The 20,305-nt window shown below is 73.8% G+C and carries 16 protein-coding genes and 1 pseudogene; 6 read left to right on the top strand and 11 right to left on the bottom strand.

The genetic code is table 11. The features are described 5' to 3' along the window. Positions 1–23: 23 nt before the first annotated feature. Positions 24–491: an SPW repeat protein gene (locus tag OHA86_RS22850; RefSeq protein WP_329178045.1), complete on the bottom strand. Its 468-nt coding sequence runs from the start codon at positions 489–491 to the stop codon at positions 24–26. Positions 492–906: 415 nt separating this feature from the next. On the opposite strand from OHA86_RS22850, the gene OHA86_RS22845 reads away from it, so the two are divergent. After that, the gene (locus tag OHA86_RS22845) at positions 907–3,504 is read left to right on the top strand and encodes an SCO7613 C-terminal domain-containing membrane protein (RefSeq protein WP_329178043.1); all 2,598 of its coding nucleotides are present in this window, start codon (positions 907–909) and stop codon (positions 3,502–3,504) included. Between the two features lie 523 nt (positions 3,505–4,027). On the opposite strand, the gene OHA86_RS22840 is transcribed toward OHA86_RS22845, so the two are convergent. The 3 genes from OHA86_RS22840 to OHA86_RS22830 all read right to left on the bottom strand — a co-directional run bounded on the left by OHA86_RS22840 (position 4,028) and on the right by OHA86_RS22830 (position 6,768). Further along, entirely contained in the window at positions 4,028–4,831 is an 804-nt protein-coding gene (locus OHA86_RS22840) for an ATP-grasp domain-containing protein (protein ID WP_329178042.1), read from the bottom strand. Then, complete coding sequence (locus OHA86_RS22835; RefSeq protein ID WP_329178040.1) at positions 4,828–5,703, bottom strand: ATP-grasp domain-containing protein; 876 nt, start codon at positions 5,701–5,703, stop codon at positions 4,828–4,830. Before OHA86_RS22835 ends, OHA86_RS22840 begins: the two co-directional genes overlap by 4 nt. 189 nt (positions 5,704–5,892) lie before the next feature. Beyond that, positions 5,893–6,768 (bottom strand): SDR family NAD(P)-dependent oxidoreductase, encoded by an 876-nt coding sequence (locus tag OHA86_RS22830; RefSeq protein WP_329178039.1) that lies wholly within the window; start codon positions 6,766–6,768, stop codon positions 5,893–5,895. Between the two features lie 109 nt (positions 6,769–6,877). Here OHA86_RS22830 and OHA86_RS22825 point away from each other — a divergent pair, with 109 nt between their 5' ends. After that, entirely contained in the window at positions 6,878–7,459 is a 582-nt protein-coding gene (locus tag OHA86_RS22825; protein ID WP_329178038.1) for a TetR family transcriptional regulator, read from the top strand. 27 nt (positions 7,460–7,486) lie between these two features. Here the strand turns inward: OHA86_RS22825 and OHA86_RS22820 are convergent, their stop codons facing one another. From OHA86_RS22820 to OHA86_RS22810, 3 genes are all read right to left on the bottom strand, one after another. Then, the gene (locus OHA86_RS22820) at positions 7,487–8,959 is read right to left on the bottom strand and encodes an MFS transporter (RefSeq protein WP_329178037.1); all 1,473 of its coding nucleotides are present in this window, start codon (positions 8,957–8,959) and stop codon (positions 7,487–7,489) included. A 234-nt stretch (positions 8,960–9,193) separates the two neighbouring features. Beyond that, the gene (locus OHA86_RS22815; RefSeq protein WP_329178035.1) at positions 9,194–9,499 is read right to left on the bottom strand and encodes a hypothetical protein; all 306 of its coding nucleotides are present in this window, start codon (positions 9,497–9,499) and stop codon (positions 9,194–9,196) included. After that, positions 9,496–9,777 carry a hypothetical protein gene (locus OHA86_RS22810; RefSeq protein WP_329178033.1) on the bottom strand — a complete coding sequence of 94 codons (282 nt, stop codon included), beginning with the start codon at positions 9,775–9,777 and terminating at the stop codon, positions 9,496–9,498. Before OHA86_RS22810 ends, OHA86_RS22815 begins: the two co-directional genes overlap by 4 nt. Before the next feature lie 129 nt (positions 9,778–9,906). Between OHA86_RS22810 and OHA86_RS22805 the strand changes: the two genes are divergently transcribed. From OHA86_RS22805 to OHA86_RS22790, 4 genes and pseudogenes are all read left to right on the top strand, one after another. Continuing rightward, the gene (locus OHA86_RS22805; RefSeq protein WP_329178032.1) at positions 9,907–10,701 is read left to right on the top strand and encodes a helix-turn-helix domain-containing protein; all 795 of its coding nucleotides are present in this window, start codon (positions 9,907–9,909) and stop codon (positions 10,699–10,701) included. Continuing rightward, entirely contained in the window at positions 10,694–10,915 is a 222-nt protein-coding gene (locus OHA86_RS22800) for a DUF397 domain-containing protein (RefSeq protein WP_329178030.1), read from the top strand. Before OHA86_RS22805 ends, OHA86_RS22800 begins: the two co-directional genes overlap by 8 nt. A gap of 35 nt (positions 10,916–10,950) precedes the next feature. Then, positions 10,951–11,102 (top strand): annotated as a pseudogene (locus tag OHA86_RS22795) (alpha/beta hydrolase); the annotation flags it as partial. A gap of 185 nt (positions 11,103–11,287) precedes the next feature. Further along, entirely contained in the window at positions 11,288–12,778 is a 1,491-nt protein-coding gene (locus tag OHA86_RS22790) for an FAD-dependent oxidoreductase (protein WP_329178028.1), read from the top strand. 37 nt (positions 12,779–12,815) lie between these two features. Here OHA86_RS22790 and OHA86_RS22785 read toward each other — a convergent pair whose 3' ends face one another. The 4 genes from OHA86_RS22785 to OHA86_RS22770 form a co-directional block, all read right to left on the bottom strand. Further along, the gene (locus tag OHA86_RS22785; RefSeq protein ID WP_329178026.1) at positions 12,816–15,611 is read right to left on the bottom strand and encodes a tetratricopeptide repeat protein; all 2,796 of its coding nucleotides are present in this window, start codon (positions 15,609–15,611) and stop codon (positions 12,816–12,818) included. A gap of 113 nt (positions 15,612–15,724) precedes the next feature. After that, entirely contained in the window at positions 15,725–16,243 is a 519-nt protein-coding gene (locus OHA86_RS22780; protein WP_329178025.1) for a hypothetical protein, read from the bottom strand. A gap of 128 nt (positions 16,244–16,371) precedes the next feature. Further along, positions 16,372–17,490, bottom strand: a complete 1,119-nt coding sequence (locus tag OHA86_RS22775) for a ricin-type beta-trefoil lectin domain protein (protein ID WP_329178024.1) — start codon at positions 17,488–17,490, stop codon at positions 16,372–16,374. Beyond that, on the bottom strand, positions 17,487–20,258 hold the full coding sequence (locus OHA86_RS22770; protein ID WP_329178022.1) for a ricin-type beta-trefoil lectin domain protein: 2,772 nt from the start codon (positions 20,256–20,258) through the stop codon (positions 17,487–17,489). The genes OHA86_RS22775 and OHA86_RS22770 overlap by 4 nt, the downstream gene beginning before the upstream one ends. Positions 20,259–20,305 lie beyond the last annotated feature (47 nt).

Raw genomic sequence — 20,305 nt, 5'->3', positions numbered from 1 at the left:
GGCTGTACGACGCGCGCTCTGCGTCAGTGCGCCGCGCGTCGAGCGGCCTTCGCCTTGCTCATTCCCATGAAGCCCAGGCCCATGGTCGCCAGGCCAAGCAGGCAGGCAACGCCGCCCACGATCGCGTTGTTCGTGATCGTTTTGGTGGTATCGGCCGTGCCGGAGACCACCCAGGGCGCAACGATCGTCCACGCTCCGATCGCAATGGCGACCCACCCCAGGCCGACGGTGCGTTCCAGCACCGAGCCGAAGCCCATGGCCAGCACGGCCAGGGCGATCCCGGTGATCAGATTGCTGACCCGCAGGCTGTTGAAGTTCTGGAAACCGACCACCCAGGGCGAGATCGCCAGGTAGAGACCGGTCAGCAGGCACAGGCCCTCGATCAGGCCCGCCATCGGCTTCGCAGATGCCTCCGCGTACCGGCCGCGCAGGGCCATCAGATCGGGATGGGTGTCTATCTGCGTCCTCGAATGAGTCGAATCGGTGGCCATTCCAGCCACCTCCTTCGCAGTGAGCAGTGAGCAGTGTCGTTCTACCGACGGATTCCTCCAGGTCTCCAGCCCGGAGCTGCCGCATCCTTACTCAGCGTAGATCCGTAGGGCGCCAGTCGGCCACTTGCCAGGGAGATTGGTTTGTGGCGGTTTGCCCGGGCGGGGTTCGCTTGCCGTTGGTGGGGTGGGGTCGGTGCCGCTCCGGCCCGGCTCTGCGGCTGCCTGTCGCGGTGGGTGAGCGAACCCCCCGGGGTACGCCGTCACGCGCGGTCGCCGATGGTGCCCCAACCCCCTGGACGGCTGGTGCGGGTGGGTAAAACCCCGCGCCGCCAGGCGCGGGAAACTCCCGCACGGACGTGCCAGTTGAGTACCGGTACTCATGCCGGCCAGCCGCAGGCGTTCGCACACTCGCCTCATGGACGCACACCGCTGCCCCGACTGCCGCTCGTACGCCGGCCCCGCCGTTGCCGACGGGGGTCCCGTGATGTGCCCCGTGTGCCGCTTGCCGCTCGACGGCCCCGAGATCCTGGAACTGCGGGGCCTGGACGCCGAGCTGATCGGCGTCGAGGAGCGGCGGTGGGCGCTGCATCAGCGCAGGGCCGCGCTGGTCGGGGCGTTGCGCGCCCGGCGCCCCGGTACGGTCCCGGCGCCGGCGGGCGGCGCGGCGCCGTGGACGGACGCCCCGACCCGGTCGGCGCAGACCGTACTGCTCACCCTCGGCGGGCTGCTGATCATCGTCGCCGGGCTGGTGTTCACCCTGGTCAGCTGGGGCCGCTTCGGTATCGGCGGCCGGGCCGCGGTGCTCACCGCGCTGACCGTGCTCGCGTTGGCGGCGCCGCTCACCCTGCGCCGGCGCGGTCTCGACGCGACCGCCGAGACCGCGTCGGCGGTCGGCCTGGCGCTGGTCCTGCTCGACGCGTACGCGGCCAGGGCCGCGGACATCGGCGGGCTGCTGGGGGTCGGCGGTGCCGGGTACTGGGCGGCGGTCACCGGGCTCGGCGCGCTGGCCACGGCGGCGTACGGCCGGCTCACCCGGTCCGTGCTGATGCCGTACGCGGCGCTGCTGCTGCTCCAGTGCACGGCTCCGCTCGCCGCGGGGGCGTTGCACACCCACGCCACGGGCCTGGCGTACGCCCTGCTGGTCACCGCCGTGCTGGACCTGGCGGTGGGTACGTGGATGCCGATGGCGCTCGGCGCGGCCGGGATGTGGACCGCGGCGGCGGGCGTACTGGCGGCGGCGGTCGCGTACGCCGACGACACGTACGGGTCCGCGCTGCGCGCCTGCGTACCGCTGGTGCTGGCCGCGGCCCTGTCCCTGGCCGCCGCGGTCCGCCCGCGACGGCTCCCCGCTGCCGCCGCCGCGGCGGCGGCCGTCCTCGGCGGCCTCGCCCTGATCGCGGCGGCCGGCGTCACTCCGCGGCTGGCCCTCCCGGCCACCTGGACCCCGCTGGCCGCCGCGGCCCCCGCGGCCCTCCTGGCCGTTCTCTGCCTCCTCCGCCTCCCGCCGCTTCCGGCCACCGACACCTCACACCCGCGCCTGTCCCCGGAGGGCGCCCGGTCGGACGACGCTTCTGCCTCCGACCCGTCGCCGCACCCGCGGGAGCCGGTGGGGGGCGCGCTGTCGGACGACACCGTCGTCTCCGGCGGCGCGACTGGCCGGGCTGCCGCCGGGGGCGGCGGTGGGGCGCAGGTCCAGCAGCCCGCGACGAGCTGGTTGGCGGCGCACCCCCGGCTGCCGCTGTGGGGCGGGCTGCTGGGGGCCGCCGCTTTCGTGCTGGGGGTGGCGGGGCTTGGCGTCGTGCCCGGGTTGGCGCGGGTGCTGGCGGGGCGGGAGGGCGGTGGAGTGGTGGCCGTCGTCGCCGGAGTGGTCGCCGTGGTGTCGGGGGGTGCCGTCCGGCGGTTCGGACGGGCGGCGGCGGGGCTGCGGTGCGGGGCCGTGCTCGCCGGGGCTGCCGCGGTGGTGGCCGCGCCGGTGGCGGTAGGGCTGCCGTACGCGGCCGAGGTCGGGGTGGCCGGGCTGGCGGCGGTGGGTGGCGGCGTACATCTGCTGCGGCGGCCCGCGGCCGATCCGGCGCCGCAGCTGTGCGCGCTGCTCGCGCCGGGGGCGGTCGCCCTGTTCTGGTCGCTGCCGAGCGACGCCGCCGCGCTCACCGTGTGGGCCGCCGCGGCGGTCCTGGCCGCGTGCCTCGCGGCCGGCGGCCGTATCCGCGTGCCCGCGGCGGCGTTCGCGGTCTGCGCGCCGGGCTACGAGGCCGCCCGCGCGGCCACCGCGGCCGGACTCGCGCCGCACCTCGCGGCGTTCGCCGTGCTGGGCGTCGCGGTGGCGACCGTACCGGTGGCGGCGGCGCTGAAGGGCCGCGTCGCGCTCGCCGTCGAATACAGCGGGTACGCCGCCGGGGCCGCGGCGCTGGTGGCCACCACGTCGCACCCGGACGCGCTCAGTGTCGCCCTCGCCGTCGCGGGCGCCGCCTGCGCCGGGCTCGCGCTGCGGGCCGACCGGCGGATGGCGGGCGCGACCGGCGCGGCGGCGCTGCTCGCGGCGTCCTCCTGGGTCCGGCTGGCCCTCGCGGGGGTGGGGGCGCCGGAGCCGTACACCGTCAGCGTGTCCGCCGTGCTGCTGGCGCTCGGCCACCTGCGGCGCCGCCGTGACGGGTCGGTCGGCTCGTGGGCGGCGTACGGCTCCGGGCTGGCGTTCTCGCTGCTGCCGAGCCTGGTGGCCGCGTGGGCCGATACGCACTGGCTGCGCCCGCTGCTGCTGGGCCTCACCGCACTGGCGGTCACCCTGCTGGGCGCCAGGCACCGGCTGCGGGCGCCGCTGGCCACCGGCGGCGCGGTCCTGCTCGCCGACGCCGCCCACGAACTCGCCCCCACCGTCGCCCAGTCCATCGGCCACCTCCCGCACTGGGCCCCGGTCGCCGCGGCCGGCGGCCTCCTGCTCTACGTCGGCGCCACCTACGAGCGCCGCCTGCTCACCGCCCAGCGCCTCCGCCAGGGCTTCCGCACCCTGCGCTGACCCCTCGCCGGAGCGCCGGCTGCTCCGGCTGCTCCGGCTGCCGATACTCGGCGAGGCCGACCTGCCGGTCGAGGCGCGGGTGCCCGTGGCGCGGGCGCTGAATCGGTGCGGGATACGGGGGACGCGGCCGGCGGGCCTGCCGCGCCCCCGCCGGGCGAGGACCACCGACCCGCGAGACCCGGTCGCCCCTGGGCGGCGACAACCCCGTTGCCGGGCGCTCCGCCCCCGCGTCGGCCGCGCCGGGGGACGCGGCCGACAGGCCCGCCGCCTCCCCGCCGGGCGCGAGCAGGACCGGCCGCGAGACCCGGTGCACCCTGGGCTACGACAGCCCGCTTGCCGGGCGCTCCTCCGCCGCGAGTCCGCGCCACATCCCGCCCGCGCTCGGGATCAGCCCGGCCCAGGCCCCCGCGTCGGCCGACGCTCTCGGCCGTATGGCTCAGGGCTCAGGCCACAGGGCTGGCGACGGGACTCGCGGGGGCGGGACTCGTACGCGATACCCGGTCGCCGGCCGTGGCGTGTCCTCTTACCGCAGGGACTCGCGTCCCGCCCGCAGGGCGAGTTCGGCCAGGGCCTCGGGGGCGCCGGGCTGGTTCCTGATGCCGGGGAAGGCGTTGACGTCGACGATGAGCGCGTCGCCGCCGCCCCCGTCGATCACGTCGACCCCGTAGACGTCGAGGCCGAAGACCTCGCCGACCCGGCGGACGAGGGCGGGCCAGGCGGGGGGCAGTTCGGCGAGCGGGACGGGGCCGCCGCCGGGTGCGTGCGGGGAGAGTTCGGAGCGGCGGACGGCCGCGAAGAGGTGCGGGCCGACCGCCCACAGCTTGTGGTCCCAGCCCGGGTTCCGCACGAAGTCCTGGACGACGTAGGGCTCGTGCGCCGCCCCGGCCGCGAAATCCCGTATGCGTGATGCGCTGTCGAGCCGTACGACCACGTCCCCCTTGCGGCTGTGCCGGCTCTTGACCACCACCGGCCCCGCCGACGCGGCCTCACCGAGGGCGAGTTCGGCGCCGGAGGCGTAGCTGCGGGTCGGGGCGAAGGGCAGCCCGGCCCGCAGCGCGTCCCGCGCCATGGCCGTACGGTCCTGGCACCGCCCGGTCGCGGCGGCCGAGTTGACGACCCGGGCGCCGCGCGACTCCAGTTCGCGGGCGAGGGCGAGCGCGCGGGGTGTGCGGGACTTGAGGAGGTAGACGTCGGCGGGCGTGCCGTCCGGCGTGGCGGCGGCGGGGTCGAGCACCTCGACCCGGTGGCCGCCCGGGGAGGTGAGCAGCGCGGTGGCCGCGGCCAGCAGCGGATGGCCGGGGTCGGGCGTGATGAGGCCGATCCTCACAGGGTGTCGCCGGCCGCGACCGGCACGGGTACGGCGGCGGGCTGCGGCGACGCGCCCGGCCGCCCGCCGCGGGCCAGGGCGAGGACGGCGCTGGCGACGCGGGAGGCCGCGTCGGGGACCTGCCGGAAGCTGGGGAAGTCGTTCACGTCCACGACGACCGGCCCGTCCGGGCCGAGGAGCACGTCGAGGCCGTAGAGGTCGAGCCCGTAGACCGCGCCGACCTGCGCGGCGATCGCGGCGACCTCGCGCGGCAGCGGCACCCGGCGTTCGCGGTGCGGCCGGTCGGGGTGCAGCGGGGAATTGCGCTCGGTCGCGTAGAAGTCGTCGCCGACGCAGTAGACCTTGATGTCGACGCCCTGGTTGGGCACGTACGGCTGGGCGATGAGCAGGCGTTCGCCGCGCAGCACCGGCAGCAGCGCGGCCAGCCGGTCGGGGGCGGCGAGCAGGTGGACGGCCCGTCCCGAGCTGCCGTCGGCGGGCTTGACGACCAGCGGGTAGTCGGACTCGGGTATGTCGGCGAGGAGTTCGGGCCGGGCGGCGGCATAGGTCGGCGGCATGGGCAGTCCGCGGCTGCGCCCGATCGCCGCGGCGAGCGCCTTGTCGCGGACGCCGCGGATCGAGCGGGCGTCGTTGATCGTGGTCATCCCGACGCAGGCGGCGGCTTCCAGCAGGGTGAGCCCGGGGCCGCCGGACACGGTCTTGAGCACCCAGGCGTCGTGGCTGCCCGCCCTGACGACCTCGGTCATCCGCAGCAGCGATCCCCCCGGTCGCAGCACGTCCACCTGGTGCCCCCAGGCGCGGAGTCGGCGGATCACCTCGACCGGCATCCCGTCGTGGCGGTAGTGCTCCTCCACGAGAAAGCAGAGCTTCATGCGACCTTCCCCCAACCCCCCTGAGCGTTTCGCCGACCGGGGCCGGCGAAGCGTGGAGGTCACAGGATGCCACGCGGGTCCGGCAGTTCGTTCGCTGGTCCCAACTGCCCCTGCCGCCGGGCGTGTTGCCCCTGCCGGGGCCGGGGATGCGCGGATTCCGGCGGGCCCGGCGGGCGGCGCGCGGCGGCCTCAGCCCACCTGCCCCAGCGGGTCGATCTGCGCCTGCGTGGCGCCGTCCGCGGTGGTCGACTCGCTGAGCGCGCGCCACCGCTCGTCCTCGGCGAGCAGCGCGCGGCCCGCGGCGGTGGCGTAGGCGTACGCGTCGGGGCCGACCAGCAGCCGCAGCGGCGGTTCGTCGAGCGCGACGACGTCCAGTACGAGCCGGGCGACCTTCGCCGGGTCGCTGGCGCCGAGCGCCTCGGGGCCGTGCATGGCGGCCATCACGCCGACCGTCCCGGCGTACTCCGGGCGGATCGGGTCGACCCGCATCGAGGACCCGGCCCAGTCGGTGCGCATGCCGCCGGGCTCCAGCACGGTGACCTTGATGCCCAGCGGTCCGACCTCGCCCGCCAGCACCGAGGAGAAGCCGCCGACGGCCCATTTCGCCGACTGGTAGGCCGACAGGCCCGGGGTGGCCATCCGGCCGCCGACCGAGGACACCTGCACCACGTGGCCGGAGCGCTGCTCGCGCATCACCGGCAGCGCGGCCCTGGTGAGCCGGACCACACCGAAGAGGTTGGTGTCGACCTGGGTGCGGAAGTCGTCGAAGTCGACGTCCTCGACCGAGCCGACATTGGCGTACCCGGCGTTGTTGACCAGCACGTCGAGCCGCCCGAAGCGGTCGACGGCGGTGCGCACCGCCGCGCGGGCGGCCTCGTCGTCGGTCACGTCGAGCGCGACGACGGCGAGCCGGTCGCCGTACTCGGCGGCGAGGTCGTCCAGCGACTCGGGGCTGCGCACGCCGGCGACGACCTGGTGGCCGGCGTCCAGCGCGGCCCGGACGATCTCCCGGCCGAGCCCGCGGGAGGCGCCGCTGACCAGGAAGACGGAGGGGGTGGAAGGCATGAGGGGCTCCTTGGAGGCTGTTTACTAACCGGTTGATTAGTAACGGCTCCCATGGAACTCCGCGACGGGGCCGATGTCAACTGTCTGGTTAGTTGATACGCTGGGCGCCATGAAGAGGGACGTCATAGGCCGGGACGCGGAAGCCACCCGGCGCCGCCTGCTGGACGCGGCGACCCGCGAATTCGCCGCGTACGGCATCGCCGGCAGCCGGGTCGACCGCATCGCGACCGACGCCCGCAGCAACAAGGCGCAGATCTATCACTACTTCGGCAGCAAGGACGGCCTCTTCGACGCCGTCTTCGACGCGATGTGCCGCGAGACGGTCGACGCGGTCCCCATCGACCCGGACGACCTGCCCGAATACGCGGGGCGCCTGCACGACTCCTACGTCGAGCGCCCCTGGGTGCAGCGCCTCGCGACCTGGTACCGCCTGGAGCGGGCCGGCAGCGCCGCACTGCTGCCGGTCGTCGTGGACAGCAACACGGCGAAGGTGCGGGCGATCGCGGCGGCGCAGGAGGCGGGCCGGCTGCCCACCCGCTTCTCCGCACCCGAACTCCTCGGGCTGGTGCTCCACCTCTCGGGCTTCTGGAGCGCGAACATCCCCGAGTACGAGGTGGTGGTCGCCGACGGCTCCGCCGCGCACCGCCGCGAGGTCGTCGTCGCGGCGGTGGCCGCGCTGCTGCGCGGCTAGGGCCGGCCGGCAGCGCTCCGGCTGGAGCTAGAGGCAGGAGTCGTCGCGCTCCACGGGCCGCCTGAACCGGGCGAAGAGCGGCGGGGAGTCCCAGCCGGGCCGTTCGCCGCTCATCCAGCCGTCCACCGACGGCGTCGGCGGCCGGACCCGGCCGGCCACGTACAGGCCGATGGCGCCCAGCGCGCCCGCCACCGAGATCCCGAAGCAGATCCACAGGGCCGTCCTCGTACCCGAGTCGGGGTTGCTGCCGACGTCGGCGGCGACGTAGAGCAGCACGGGCGCGATCATGAACGCCGCCACCGCCCGCATCAGCTCGATGATCGCGAACACGCGCTGCACGTTGGTGGAGCGCAGCGAGAAGCCGGCGATGAACAGCGCGGGCACGACGGAGGAGCCGACGCCGATGCCGACCAGGCCCGAGCCCACCGAGGTCAGGGGGCCCGTGGGCGGGGCGGCGGCGTTCATGAGCACGATGCCGACGGTCAGGAAGAGCAGGCCGACCAGGACGAAGTAGTGCAGCAGGTGGGTGCGGAAGACGGAGCCGAAGACGAAGGCGGCGATCACCGCGCCGCCGAATTCGGGCAGGTAGAGCAGCCCCAGGTGCAGGGGCGAGTAGTGGCGCGCGAGCGTGGTCAGGGTCAGCGAGATCGCCGACACCGACGCGGCGGCCGCGCAGATGGCGGCGACGACACCGGCGACCGGGAGCGTGCTGACCAGGCTCCCCACGCACAGCAGCGGATGCCTGGCCGTGTACTCGTGGACGAACAGGATGACGATCAGCAGCAGCCCGCCGATCAGCGGCCCGCACGTGAGGGCGTCCACGAAGGGGTGGGTGAGCAGCTCCGAGGCGCCGAAGAAGGCCGCCGCGCACCCGACGGTGGCCAGCGCGAGCGCGATGTAGTCGATGGGTGCGCCCGGCTCGTTCGGCGGGGTGTCCTGGAAGGTCACGGCGGACAGCACGAGCGCCCCCGCGGCGATTCCGGCGATGGCCCAGAACAGCGGGCGCCAGCCGTTGGCGTTGGCCTGGACGCCGCCGAGCACCGGGCCGAGCGCGACCGCGCCGAAGATGCAGACGTTCATGATCACCGCGGTCGTGCGCAGCCTGGCCGCCGGGTATCCGATGATCAGCGGCGGTACGGCCGCGATCAGCAGCAGGCTGGTGCACAGGCCTTGCAGGACGTGCCCGACGATGAACATCGCGGGGTCGACCGCCGCCGCGGTGAGCACCGAGCCGATCAGCAGCACGGCGCCGTAGACCAGCAGCATCCGCCGCTGCGGCAGGTGCTGGGCGAACTGCACCGCCAGGACCGTCCCCACCGCGTAGCCGGCGTTGGCCATGCCCGCGGTCACGTTCATCGCCTGGAGGCTCATACCCAGCTCCCTGGCGATCAGCGGCGTGATGGGCCCCAACGCCGCCGAGAGCGCCAGATACGGCACCAGGGCGAGAACGACCATCGTCGCCACCGCGGGATAGCGGCCGGCCAGCGGACCCTGTCGCATCGGTCGTTTTCTCCTTCTTCGGCGGAAAAGAGGTGTTCGGTCACCATGGTGAACCGCCACCCCCGCACTCCCGTCAAGCGCAGCCGCCGAAGTCACCCGATCGACGCTCGGGCGAGTGAACCTGTGCCCTCGTACGGGCTCGCCCCTGGGACCTGCCGCCCCGCCGTGGCTTGCCGCACACCCCCCGGGAGGGTGTTCGCGGTGCACTTCGGCCGGGCGCGCGCCCCTGGGCGGCTAGGAAGTGCCGCCGTCCTCCTCGGGCGGCGGGGGGAGCCGGGCGCCGCGGCTCTCCGCGATGCGGTGCACGTCACGCAGCGACTCCGCCAACCGCCCCGCCAGGAAGCGCACTTGCGGTGCGGTGACCCGGTGGTCGGCGAACATGTCGGCCGCGTGGCCCAGCAGGTCCGCGGCCATCGCGAGCTGCACGCTCTCGATGTTGTCCGCGACCCGGGTCACGTACCCGGAGCCGCCGCCGAGCAGAAAGCACGGCCGCCCGTCCGCCGTGGCCCACGGCAGCAGCCGCACCTCCCCGGCGCTCACGCGGCGACCTCGACCCCGCGCAGGTGCACTCCGTGCGCCGCCACCCACAGCACCCGCTGCCGCGCGGGCTGCTCGCGCTCGTACGCGACGTAGTACGGCCGCACGAGGGCCACGTCCTCGCCGCGCAGCACTTCCGGCGGGGGCCGGAGCGGCGCGGGTCCGGGTACGCGGTCGGGCGCGGACACCGGCTCCGGCGTCGGCTCCGGCTCTGGCGGTAGGGATACGGGCTCCCGCCGCCGCAGCAGCGCCCTGCCCAGCCGGGCGATCAGGTCGGTCACGTCGTCAACTCCGTTCACTCGCATGTAAAGAAACCTCTATGTAGCGATCTCCTCACACACTGAGACGGACAGACCTAGGCTCGCCAGTAGGTAGCAGGTGACAGATCATCAGTCACACGGGAGCTGACGGTGAGTAACAAATACGGGGACTGGTTGAAGGCCCAGCGCGAGGCCGCGGGCCTGACCCAGCAGGAGCTGGCCGACATCGCGATCATGACGCGCACGCATATCGCCCACATCGAGGCGGGGCGCCGGGTGCCGTCGCAACAGGACGCTCGCCGCTTGGACAAGGCACTGAACACGGGAAACGTCCTGAGCAGCTTCCTGCCCGACGAGGACGTGGCGGTGGCCGACTATTTCGCCGCAGCTCGCCAGCTCGAACAACAGGCGACGATGATCCGCGAGTTCGCCCTGTCGTTCGTGCCCGGCATCTTCCAGACCGAGTCGTACGCGCGTGCCCTTCTGCGAGTCGGTTTTCCCGAATTGAGCAAGGAGGAATGTGACAGGCTCGTTGTCACACGGCTGGAGCGCGCGAAGATCCTTGACCACCCGGCGTCACCTGTAGTGTGGGCGGTTCTGGACGAGGCCGTGCTGCGCCGCCCCATCGGCGGCTCCGAAGTGATGGCAGCCCAGATCACGCACATGGTGCGCCTGGCCGAGAGCGACCGGATCCGCGTACACGTCCTGCCTTTCAATCTGGGCGTCCACCCGCTGATGCAGAGCATGCTCACGCTGATGTGGTTCGAGGACCAGCCTCCGGTGGCTTACTCCGAGGGCTTGCAAATCGGCAAAGTGCACGACACCCCGGCCGTCGTTGACCGCCTGCAAAGCGCCTACTATCGCGCGCTAGGGGACGCGCTTCCGGTACGGGAGTCCCTTGCCATATTGCGGGCGACAGCGAAGGACTTCGGACACCATGACTGAGCACGTCATAGCCAACTCAGCCACACGGACCGGGTGGCGCAAGTCCTCCTACAGCGGCACCGAGGCGGGCAGCTGTGTCGAGATCCTGGACAACCACTCCGGCGGAATCCCGGTCCGCGATTCGAAGGACCCGCACGGCCCGGCCCTGCTCTTCCCGCAGGCCGCGTGGTCGTCCTTCATATCCGCGGTCAAGTCCGGCGACCTTCCGGCCTGATCCGGGGCCCGCGCAGACCGGTTGGCGGGCCACGGCGGCTGGCGGGCCGGGCCCGGCACTGTGCGGCGGAGTACGGCTACGCGGTGGCGGCCATCGACCACCCGGGCACGGCGGCCGACCCCGTTCCGCCGCCGAGGAGCAGGCTCGCGCCGACCCCCGCCGGGCGATGCAGGCCGGCGAGCCGATCTCGGCAGCCGGTTTCTTCACCCGCCACCTGAAGTGACCCCCGGGCGGTCAGACCGCCAGCAGACGCCAGGCGCGATCGGACCGTTTGACGTAGTACGTGGCGCCAACTAGTTTGGTTGGTGTCACGTACTACATCAGTGCGGCAGACCCGTGCCGCGGGTCATCCGCGTGGCGAGGGGGGTTCCCATGGACACCGACGTGATTATTTGCGGGGCCGGCGCGGCCGGGCTGACGCTGGCTGTCGACCTTGCACGGCGGCACATCCGCTTTCTGCTGATCGACAAGGCCGCCGGGCCGTTCGCCGGGTCGCGCGGCAAGGGTATTCAGCCGCGCAGCCAGGAGGTGTTCGAAGACCTCGGCGTGATCGACGCGATCGTCGCCTCCGGCGGTGAATATCCCGTGCAGCGCCACTACACCGAGGACGGGACGACGGTCGACGAGCCCGTCGTCGTACGGTCGGAGCCGACGGCCGCCGAGCCGTACCGGATTCCGCTGCTCGTGCCGCAGTTCCTCACCGAGCGCCGGCTGCGCGAGCGCCTCACCGAGCTGGGGCACATCCCGCGCTACGGCCGCGAGTTGACCGGCTTCGCACAGGACGCCGACGGCGTCACCGCGGAGATCGCCGGCCCGGGCGGCGAACAGACCGTGCGGGCGCGCTACCTGATCGGCGCCGACGGGGGATCGAGCACCGTGCGCAAGGCCCTCGGCATCGGCTTTCCCGGCCGGACCCTGGGTGTGCGGGCGGTCGTCGCCGATGTCCTGGCCGAGGGCGTCACCGCCGACGCCTGGCACCGCTGGGGGGACGGGACGGCGGCGCAGGTGTCGCTGTGCCCGCTGTACGGCACCGAGATGTTCCAGCTCCAGGGGCCGCTCCCCTTCGACGTCGAGGTCGACCTGTCGGCCGCGGGGCTCACCGCGCTGGTACGCGAGCGCACCGGCCGGGACGACCTCGCGATCCACGCGGTCTCCTGGGCGTCCGCCTTCGAGATGAACGCCCGGCTGGCCGACACCTACCGGCAAGGCCGCGTGTTCCTGGCCGGGGACGCGGCGCACTGCCACCCGCCGACCGGCGGGCAGGGCCTCAACACCGGTGTCCAGGACGCCTACAACCTCGGCTGGAAGCTCGCCGGCGTCCTCGGCGGCGCCCCGGACGCGCTGCTGGACAGCTACGAGGCCGAGCGCCGCCCGATCGCCGAGGACGTACTCGGCCTGTCCACCCGGCTGCTCGAAGCCGCCAGGAACCGCGACCACCGCCGGGGCCGTGAGGTCGGCCAACTCGACCTCGGCTACCCCGACTCGCCCCTGTCGCTGGCAAGTCCCGGGCACGACAAGGGCGTACGGCCCGGCGACCGTGCGCCCGACGCACCCGTGACCGGCGCCGGCGGGCTGCCCACCCGGCTCTTCACACTCTTCCGCGGCCCGCACTGGACCCTGCTCGGCCACGGCGTCGACCGGGCCTCGGCCCCGGCCCCGCGTACCGGCCTGCGCGTCCACACCATCGGCGCCCGGGGCGACATCCTCGACCCCGGCAGCCACGTCCGCGACGGCTACGGGCTCGCGTCGGGCCGGTGGGTGCTCGTCCGCCCCGACGGATACGTCGCGGCCGTGCTCGACACCGCGGGCCTCCCCGCGGCCGAGGCCTTCCTCGACAGCGTCGGCGTCCGCCCTCCGCTGTGACGCGCGGGACGGGGCGGCCGCCAAGGCCGCCGGCGGGTCACCTCGGCTTCGCCGCGGAAGCCACCCGCCTCCAGCGAGCGAGCGACTCACCGACTCGGTGGGTCTTGCCGCGAGTGTCGCCCCTGATCCGTTCGACGTCGGAGCACAGCCGGGTCAGTTCGGCGTCCGCTCCGGGCAGGTCGCCGGCTTTCCCGCGCTGGACGGCGAGGTTGTACCGGGTACGGAGGGTGTCGAGGTGGTCGGGGCCCAGAATCCGGGTCTGCTCGACAACGACCTCGGCCAGCCCGACGACGGCGCCGACGGCGTCTCCTGCCAGGCCGCGTCGCGTGGCGAGACCGGTGCGCGCGTCGAGCGTCCTCGGGTGGTCGTGGCCGAGGACGCGCGAGCGCCGGCCGACCACTTCCGCGAGCGTCACGATCGCTGCCACCGGGCTGAGCAAGGACGCCTGTACATCGCCGATCCAGTCGAGAACGCTGAGGCTGCGGTGGTGGTCGGGGCCGAAGGCCCGCCGCGCGTCGGCGAGCAGGGCGGCGTAGTCGTCCAGCAGCTGATCAGGCTCCACGTGCGGAGTGCGTGCCTGGTCGACCCGGTATCGGATGTACAGCAGGCAGTGCCGCGTCTCCAGGATCTCGGGGTGATCGGCGGGCAGCAGCTTCTTCTGGTCCGCGAGTACGCCGACGAGCGCCGGGGTCGCTGTCACGTGCCCGCCCCACATGCGGCTCATGAACGCCGTCTGCCGTCGCACGGCGAGGGTGACGGGGTGGCCGGGGCCGAGTGCCCTCTGCGCCTCGGCCAGCGCGGTCGCCGAGACGGCCCGCGCGGTGTCCTCGTCGCCGGCCCGCAGATGGGCGGCCGCCAGGAGCCGGCGAGCGACGACGGTGCCGGGGCGGTCGGGGCCGAGGACCCGCTCCAGCTCGGTGACCAGCGCCGCCGCGATGTCCACCTCCTCGATCACGTCGGGGCGGTCGGGGCCGAGGAGCCGCTCCACCACCGCGTCGGCGCCGCCGACCGCATAGGCGTGCTGGTCGACCGTCGCCTCCACCACGGCCAGCAGGGTGGCCAGGGTGTCGGGGTGGTCAGGGCCGAGCACCCGTGTCTGGTCCGCGAGGACACTGGTGACCGCGGCCCGCGGCCCCGCCGAGTCCCAGCCTTCCGCGGACATGCGGCACGCCGCCCGGTGGTAGCGGGTCGTGAGGATGTCCGGGTGGTCGGCGGCCAACTGCCGCCGCTGCGACGCGAGCAGGCCGGTCAGCTCCGCCGCCGCTCCGGCGTCGTCCCCTCCGGCGCCGCGCCAGCGGGCCGCGCAGACCAGCGCCCTGAGCACATCGGGGTGCTCGGCGCCGATCAGGTCACTCGCGACGGCGGCCACCTCGCGGAAGTACGCCTGCGCCGCGGCCAGTCGGCCCGACTCACCGGCGCTGCGGCCGGCCCGGAAGACCACCGGGTGGATGCCGTCGCGCAGCAGCGCGAAGTCGGCGGCGTCGGTCAGCGTCCCGGCGCCTGCCCTCAGCAACTGGGCCCGCCCGGCGTCGCGCTCGACCTCGGGCCACACGGCGGCCAGCACCCCGGCGGCGTCGCGGACCAGATCCGCGAGGGGCCCCGCGTTCACCGCGGCCAGGACCGCCCCGCGCACCGGCGTCTCGACGCGTACGGTCCGGTACGCGCGCTCCTGCTGGATGTCGACCAGGCTGTGGCCGTGCAGCACGCGCAGCACGGCGGCGACGTCCCCCGCGGTCACCTCGGCGGCCGCCTCGCTCAGCCGGGTGAGCAGCGCCAGCGCGGGCGCGCAGGACAGGACGTCGTCCGGCACCCCCTCCTCGCCCAGGACACTGGCCAGTGCGAGCACGTAGACCGTCACGCCCTCGGGGACCGCGCGGTCCGCGGCTTCGATGGACAGCCACAGCGGGAGGTGCACGACGGATTCGTACGCCTCGCGGTCGTCGAGCAGATCGACGTACTCCTCGACGGTGATGCCCTCGGTCGCGATGTGCCGGACGGCGTGCGCGAGGGCCTGGGGGAGGCCGCCGAGCTGGTCGGCCAGCTCGCCGACCTCCGTCTCGGAGACCGGTCCCGACTCCCCCTGGTCCAGCGCGCGGTGCAGATACGCGCGGGCCTCCTCGGGCGTGAAGTCCCAGACCCGGATGATCTCCGGCTCCATGGCCGCGTCGAAGTCCCGGCGGCGGCTGGTGACCAGCACCCGCCCGACCGGACTGGCCGGCGGCCACTGCCAGTCGGCGAGGCCGGCGGGGTCCACGACACCGTCCAGCACGATCAGCCACGGGCGCGGCTGCGTACCGCCTGCCGGACGGAGCCAGTTGAGGAACGCCTGGACGCCCTCGGCCGGGTCGGGGAAGTGGCGGCCGAACAGGTCCTGCGCGGCCCGCACATAGGCGGCGGTGACGGCTTCCTGGGTGGCGTCGGCGATCCACAGCAGCAGCTGCAACTCGCCCTGCTCCCATGCGTTTTCCGCGAACCGTGCGGCGATCTGGCTCTTGCCGGTGCCGGCGGTGCCGGTGAGGATCAGCGGCCGGCCCGGCGGGGCGGCGGCCAGCGCCTCGCTCTCGCGCCGGTCCTGGAAGTGCGGCGCCCTGCCGGGGACGCGCCCGATGCGGTGCGGCAGCGGTACGGGGGACGCCGGGGCGGAACCCTGGTACTGGGTGAGGTTGAAGGTGTGGGTCTGGCCGACCGAGACGCCGCCGCCCCGGCTCTCCACGTGCAGGTCGCCACGGACGCTCAGGGCCGGTGCGGCGGGGGGCACGCCGGGCGCGGCGGGCGGCACTTCCGGTGCGGCCGAGGCCGCGGGAGCCGCCGGTGCGGCCGGAACCGCGGACACCGCCGGCACCGCGAAGCCGGCCGAGGGGCGGGCCGGCCACGGCCACAGGGCCGGCCGGGACGCCGCACCCTGCCGTTCCGGCGGCGCCGTCGGGCGGTGGGACGCCGGATCGCTCAGCCCTGGGAGGCGTCCGGCGGCGAAGGGCGGTGCGAGCTCCCGCCACCGCCCGCGGTCCAGGGCCGCCCGACGTTCACATCGCCCCGCACCACGGCGGCGGCGACGGAACCGTCGCCCTCCGCCCGTACGGTGAGGTCGCCGCCCGCGGCGACGCCACCGCGGTCCGCGCTCACCTGGTTCCGGGCGGGCGGCAGTTCGGCCAGCACCCGGCGCAGCCCGGCCGCGGCCTGCTCGCGCTCCTCCGCGTCGAGGTCCTCCAGCAGGTCCTGGATGCGGGTCTGCCAGATCGCGCGGTAGGCCGACCGTACGCTCTCCAGTTGCGTGGGCTCCGCCGTCGCCAGCTCCGCCCCCGTCTGGTCGAGGCGGGCCAGAACGGCGGTCTCACGGCGTTCGCTGCCGCGGCCGAACCAGCGGGCCAGGCTGCCGCGCAGGCCCGTCCAGGCCTCCGTGCCCGCAGCCGCGGCGACGGCTGCGCCCCCCGACGCCGCGAGCGCGGCGAGTGCTTCGTCCAGCATGTACACCCCTGTAGGCAATGGCCGTTGAGGAGACGTTAGCCCGAACCGCGTTCGCTGTCCCGGCCATTGGCCACACCTGCCCCTGCCCCGCCGGAGAGGGGTCCGGCAGGGCAGGGGCGCGAGGGGCGTCAGGACGTCTGCGGCGCCGTCCACTTCTGGGCGTTGGTGCCGTTGCAGTCCCAGAGCTGGAGCTGTGTGCCGTCCGCTGTCGAGGACGACGGGTCGTCCAGGCAGCGGCCCGACACCGGGTTGCGGTAGCCGCCGTTGTACGGCTGCCACTGCTGGTTGCCGCCGCCGTTGCAGTCCCAGATCTCGGTCCTGGTGCCGTTGGCGGTGCCGTTCGCGGTGGCGTCCAGGCACTTGCCGAGGACGCGCAGGGTGCCGTCGCCGGGGGTGCTCCACACCTGGGCGCTGCTGTTGTTGCAGCTCCACAGCTGGACCGCGGTGCCGTTGGCGGTGGAACCGCTGTTGTCGTCCAGGCACTTGCCGCTGATGCCGGAATGGACGACGCCGCTGGTGAGCGGCACGGGTGCGTGGATCCACCCGGCGGCGTCCGCGGTCTGGACCGCGGAGTTGAAGGCGGTGGCCATCTTGACGTAGCCGCCGTCGTTGGGGTGCAGGTCGTCGGAGAGGTCGGCGGCGGTCAGCGCGCCCATGTCGACGTAGCCGACGTGCTTTCCCGCCGCCTGTTCCGCCTGCACGATGCCGGGCACGGCCTGGTTGAAGGCCGGGCGGTTCGGCTCCTCGGTGGAGTTGGTGGAGACGATCAGCGAGGCGAGCAGCACCGTCGCGTCGGGGGCGTCGGCGGTGATCCGGTCGACCAGCGCGCGCAGCCGGGTGGTGGCGGTGGGCACCTGGTAGTTCTGGTTGAGGTCGTTGGTGCCGATCATCAGGGTGATGACGTTGGGCCGGTAGCGGGCCAGGGTGGCGTCGGTGATGCCGGCGATCTGGTCGATCCGCCAGCCGGAGTGGCCCTCGTTGTCGGAGTCGGACATGACGCCGTTGCGTCCGCTGCCGACGAAGTCCAGCGCGTGTCCCTCGCCCGCCAGGTCGTTCCACAGCGTGGAGCGGTAGCTGTCGCCCGTGCTGCTGCCGACGCCCCAGGTGATCGAGTCGCCGAGCGGCATCAGCCGCAGCGAGGAGGGGGCGGCGGCCGGGGACTGCGCGCCGGCGGCCGTCGCGCCCGCCACGCTCAGCGCGGCCGTGGTCACCAGTGCCGCCGCGGCGGCGAGGAGAGTTCGCTTCATCGTCCGGTCCCCCAGATCTGGTTGGCGCCGCCGGTGCAGGTCCAGATGTCCAGCGGCGTGCTGTTGGCGGTTCCGTCAGCGGTGGCGTCCAGGCACTTGCCCGAGGCGACGCCCACGACCGTGCCGTCGGACCTGACGGTCCACTGCTGGCCGGCGCTCCCGTTGCAGTCGTAGATCTCGACACCGGTGCCGTCCGCCGTGGCGCCGCCCACCGGTTGCAGGCACTTGCTGTCGAACACGGTCAGCCGGCCGTTGGCCGTGGAGGTCCAGGCCTGGTTGCTGCCGCCGTTGCAGTCCCACAGCGCGGGCCGGGTGCCGTTGGCCTGGTTGGCGGCGGGTACGTCGACGCAGCGGCCGGACTCCTGGCCGCGCAGCGCGGTGGTGACGCTGCCGCGGTCCCACTTCTGGTTCGCACCCCCGTTGCAGCTCCACAGCTCCAGCGGGGTGCCGTTGGCCGTGCCGAGCTTGGCCGCGTCCAGGCACTTGCCGGAGCCGACGCCGACGACGCTGCCGTCGGCGTTGACGGTCCACTGCTGGCCCGCGGTGCCGTTGCAGTCGTAGATCTGTACCAGGGTGCCGTCGGCGGTGCCGCCGGCCGCCGCGTCGAGGCACTTGGTGCCGTAGACCATGAGCTGCTTCGACGGGGTCGCGGTCCAGGTCTGGTTGGCGCCGCCGTTGCAGCCCCACAGGGCGACCGCGGTGCCGTTGGCCTGGCTGGAGGCGGGCACGTCGGCGCACAGCCCGGACTGCCGGCCCTTGAGGACCCCGCTGACGTTGCCCGCGGCCTTCGGGGTGACCGACAGGTTGTCGAACTGGTCGGTCTGGTAGCCGACGACCCCGAAGCCGACCTGGCCGCTGCCGTAGGAGTTGTCGTTGACCGTGCCGAGGGTGCCGCCGTCGAGGGTCGCGGTGATCTGGTCGCCGGAGAAGCCCAGCGCGGCCGTGTGCCAGGTGTTCAGGCCGAGCGCGGCACGGGTGCCGGACGCCAGCGTGCTGAGATTGCCCGAGCTGGTGTTCTTGGCGATGGACCAGGCGCCGGTGTCGCTCAACCGCAGCTGGTAGGCGGCCTGGTGGCCCTGCGGGCGGTTCTGGGTGCCGGCCCGGCCGAGCAGGGTGACGGTGCCGGCCTGCTGGAGGTTGAGGTCGGTGCTGACCGTGTAGTTGGACCAGGTCGGGTCGCCGGCCAGCGTGAAGGCGTCCGAGTCGTCCTGCCACTCGATCGGCTTGACCGGGGTGACCTGCTGCACGCACTGCCCCGAGCGCCCGCCGGCGCACGGCCGGGCCTCGAAGGAGCCCTGCATGTCGGACAGGTACCTGGCCTCGGTGTTGGTGGCGGTGCTGTCGTAGGTGTCGGAGTACGGCAGCGCCAGCGCGTGGTCGGCGGGCGCGGTCGCGGTGCCCTTGCCCTGCCCGGTGGTCGTGGTCACGGTGTAGACGTAACCGGGCTGAAGGGTCAGCGAGTACGAACCGCCGGACGGCGTGATGTCCTGGGTGTGGACGAAGTCCGTCGCCGCGCTGGGCGAGTTGACCCGGGTCGCCCAGACGTGGACGGCGCCCGTGGACAGGCCGCCCTGCACATGCACGGTCGCGGTCTGGGCGGCGGTCGCGGTGGTCGTCTCCAGCACCGTCGAATAGTCGCTGCCGTTCGGCGACTTGAGCGTCACGTAGCTGCCGTTGGACTCGGCGCCGCCGAGATAGCCCGACGCGGAGTCGATGAACTTCCAGCCGGGCTGGCTGAACTGGGTGACCTGGGCGGTGGCCCAGGTGTTCTCACCGATGCCGTAGTGGCCCGACCAGGGGGACGCGGCGGTCGCCAGGCCGACCGTGGCGTAGGGCAGGTTGGGGTAGATCGCGGCGACGAGCGGCCAGTTGAGGTAGGCGGTCATCCTCGCGTCCACATAGCCGCGGGTGATGGAGCGGATCAGCGGCGGGGCACCCTGGTCCATGTCGATCGAGCCGTTCTCGCTGGCCCACAGCGGCTTGCCGTTGTTCTTCGCGGTGGTGGTGCTCGAACACGTCTCGGCGTTGCCGCCGTCGCCGCCCTGGCACGGGTAGTGGGCGCCGATGACGGAGACCGCGCTGTTGAAGCCGGAGTTGGCCGCCATGTCGTCGGCCACGCCCCAGCCGCTGTCGTCGCCGACGATCTGGACGCTGCCGTATCCGGCGGCGTTGAGGGCCGAGCGCAGCTGGATGTACCAGTTGACGTCGTGGCCGCGCTCGTTCCAGCCGCCGAGGTAGTCGATGGTCAGGTTGTGCTGCTTGGCGCAGCCGAGCCAGGAGATCAGGTAGTTGATGGTGTCGGTGGACCAGAAGCCGCCGCTGATCCAGCCGGGCGCCGCCCACGCGAGCCCGTACAGCTTGATGCCGGGGTTGCGGGCCTTGGCCTGCTCCATCAGCCAGAACTCGTATCCGGCGTTGCAGTTGATCTGGCCGCGGGTGTGCTCGACGGACGGCTCGGAGCCGTCGGTGGAGTTCGCGTCGCCGCCGATCTCGGCCTTGAGCAGTTGCAGGCTCGCGCCGTAGTCCGGCTTGAAGAGGTAGTCGAGGATCTGCGCCTGCTGGGCGGCCGGGTAGTCGGTCAGCAGGCGGGAGTTGCCGCCGCCGCCGCTGATCGCGCCGATGCCGTCGAAGGTCCTGCCGCCCTGGGTGCCGTCCACGGTGACCGAGGTGGCGGTGGCGGCGTGGGCGGGGGCCGGCGGACTGACCGCGAGCAGCGCGGCGAGCAGGGCCAGCACCCATAGGGGCGCGAGTCTCCAGTGTCGGGACATGGTGGGGGGACCCCTTGTCTCGGAGGTGTGGGAGGAGGGCGGGCCGG

Source organism: Streptomyces sp. NBC_01477 (genome assembly GCF_036227245.1).
GTDB lineage: Bacteria > Actinomycetota > Actinomycetes > Streptomycetales > Streptomycetaceae > Actinacidiphila.
This window is presented reverse-complemented; position numbering and strand designations above follow the sequence as displayed.

Bases quoted from the DNA above. Each gene is read 5' to 3' on its own strand.
- OHA86_RS22850 (WP_329178045.1), bottom strand. From the start codon at position 491: ATGGCCACCGATTCGACTCATTCGAGGACGCAGATAGACACCCATCCC.
- OHA86_RS22845 (WP_329178043.1), top strand. From the start codon at position 907: ATGGACGCACACCGCTGCCCCGACTGCCGCTCGTACGCCGGCCCCGCC.
- OHA86_RS22835 (WP_329178040.1), bottom strand. From the start codon at position 5,703: ATGAAGCTCTGCTTTCTCGTGGAGGAGCACTACCGCCACGACGGGATG.
- OHA86_RS22830 (WP_329178039.1), bottom strand. From the start codon at position 6,768: ATGCCTTCCACCCCCTCCGTCTTCCTGGTCAGCGGCGCCTCCCGCGGG.
- OHA86_RS22825 (WP_329178038.1), top strand. From the start codon at position 6,878: ATGAAGAGGGACGTCATAGGCCGGGACGCGGAAGCCACCCGGCGCCGC.
- OHA86_RS22820 (WP_329178037.1), bottom strand. From the start codon at position 8,959: ATGCGACAGGGTCCGCTGGCCGGCCGCTATCCCGCGGTGGCGACGATG.
- OHA86_RS22800 (WP_329178030.1), top strand. From the start codon at position 10,694: ATGACTGAGCACGTCATAGCCAACTCAGCCACACGGACCGGGTGGCGC.
- OHA86_RS22790 (WP_329178028.1), top strand. From the start codon at position 11,288: ATGGACACCGACGTGATTATTTGCGGGGCCGGCGCGGCCGGGCTGACG.
- OHA86_RS22780 (WP_329178025.1), bottom strand. From the start codon at position 16,243: ATGCTGGACGAAGCACTCGCCGCGCTCGCGGCGTCGGGGGGCGCAGCC.
- OHA86_RS22775 (WP_329178024.1), bottom strand. From the start codon at position 17,490: ATGAAGCGAACTCTCCTCGCCGCCGCGGCGGCACTGGTGACCACGGCC.
- OHA86_RS22770 (WP_329178022.1), bottom strand. From the start codon at position 20,258: ATGTCCCGACACTGGAGACTCGCGCCCCTATGGGTGCTGGCCCTGCTC.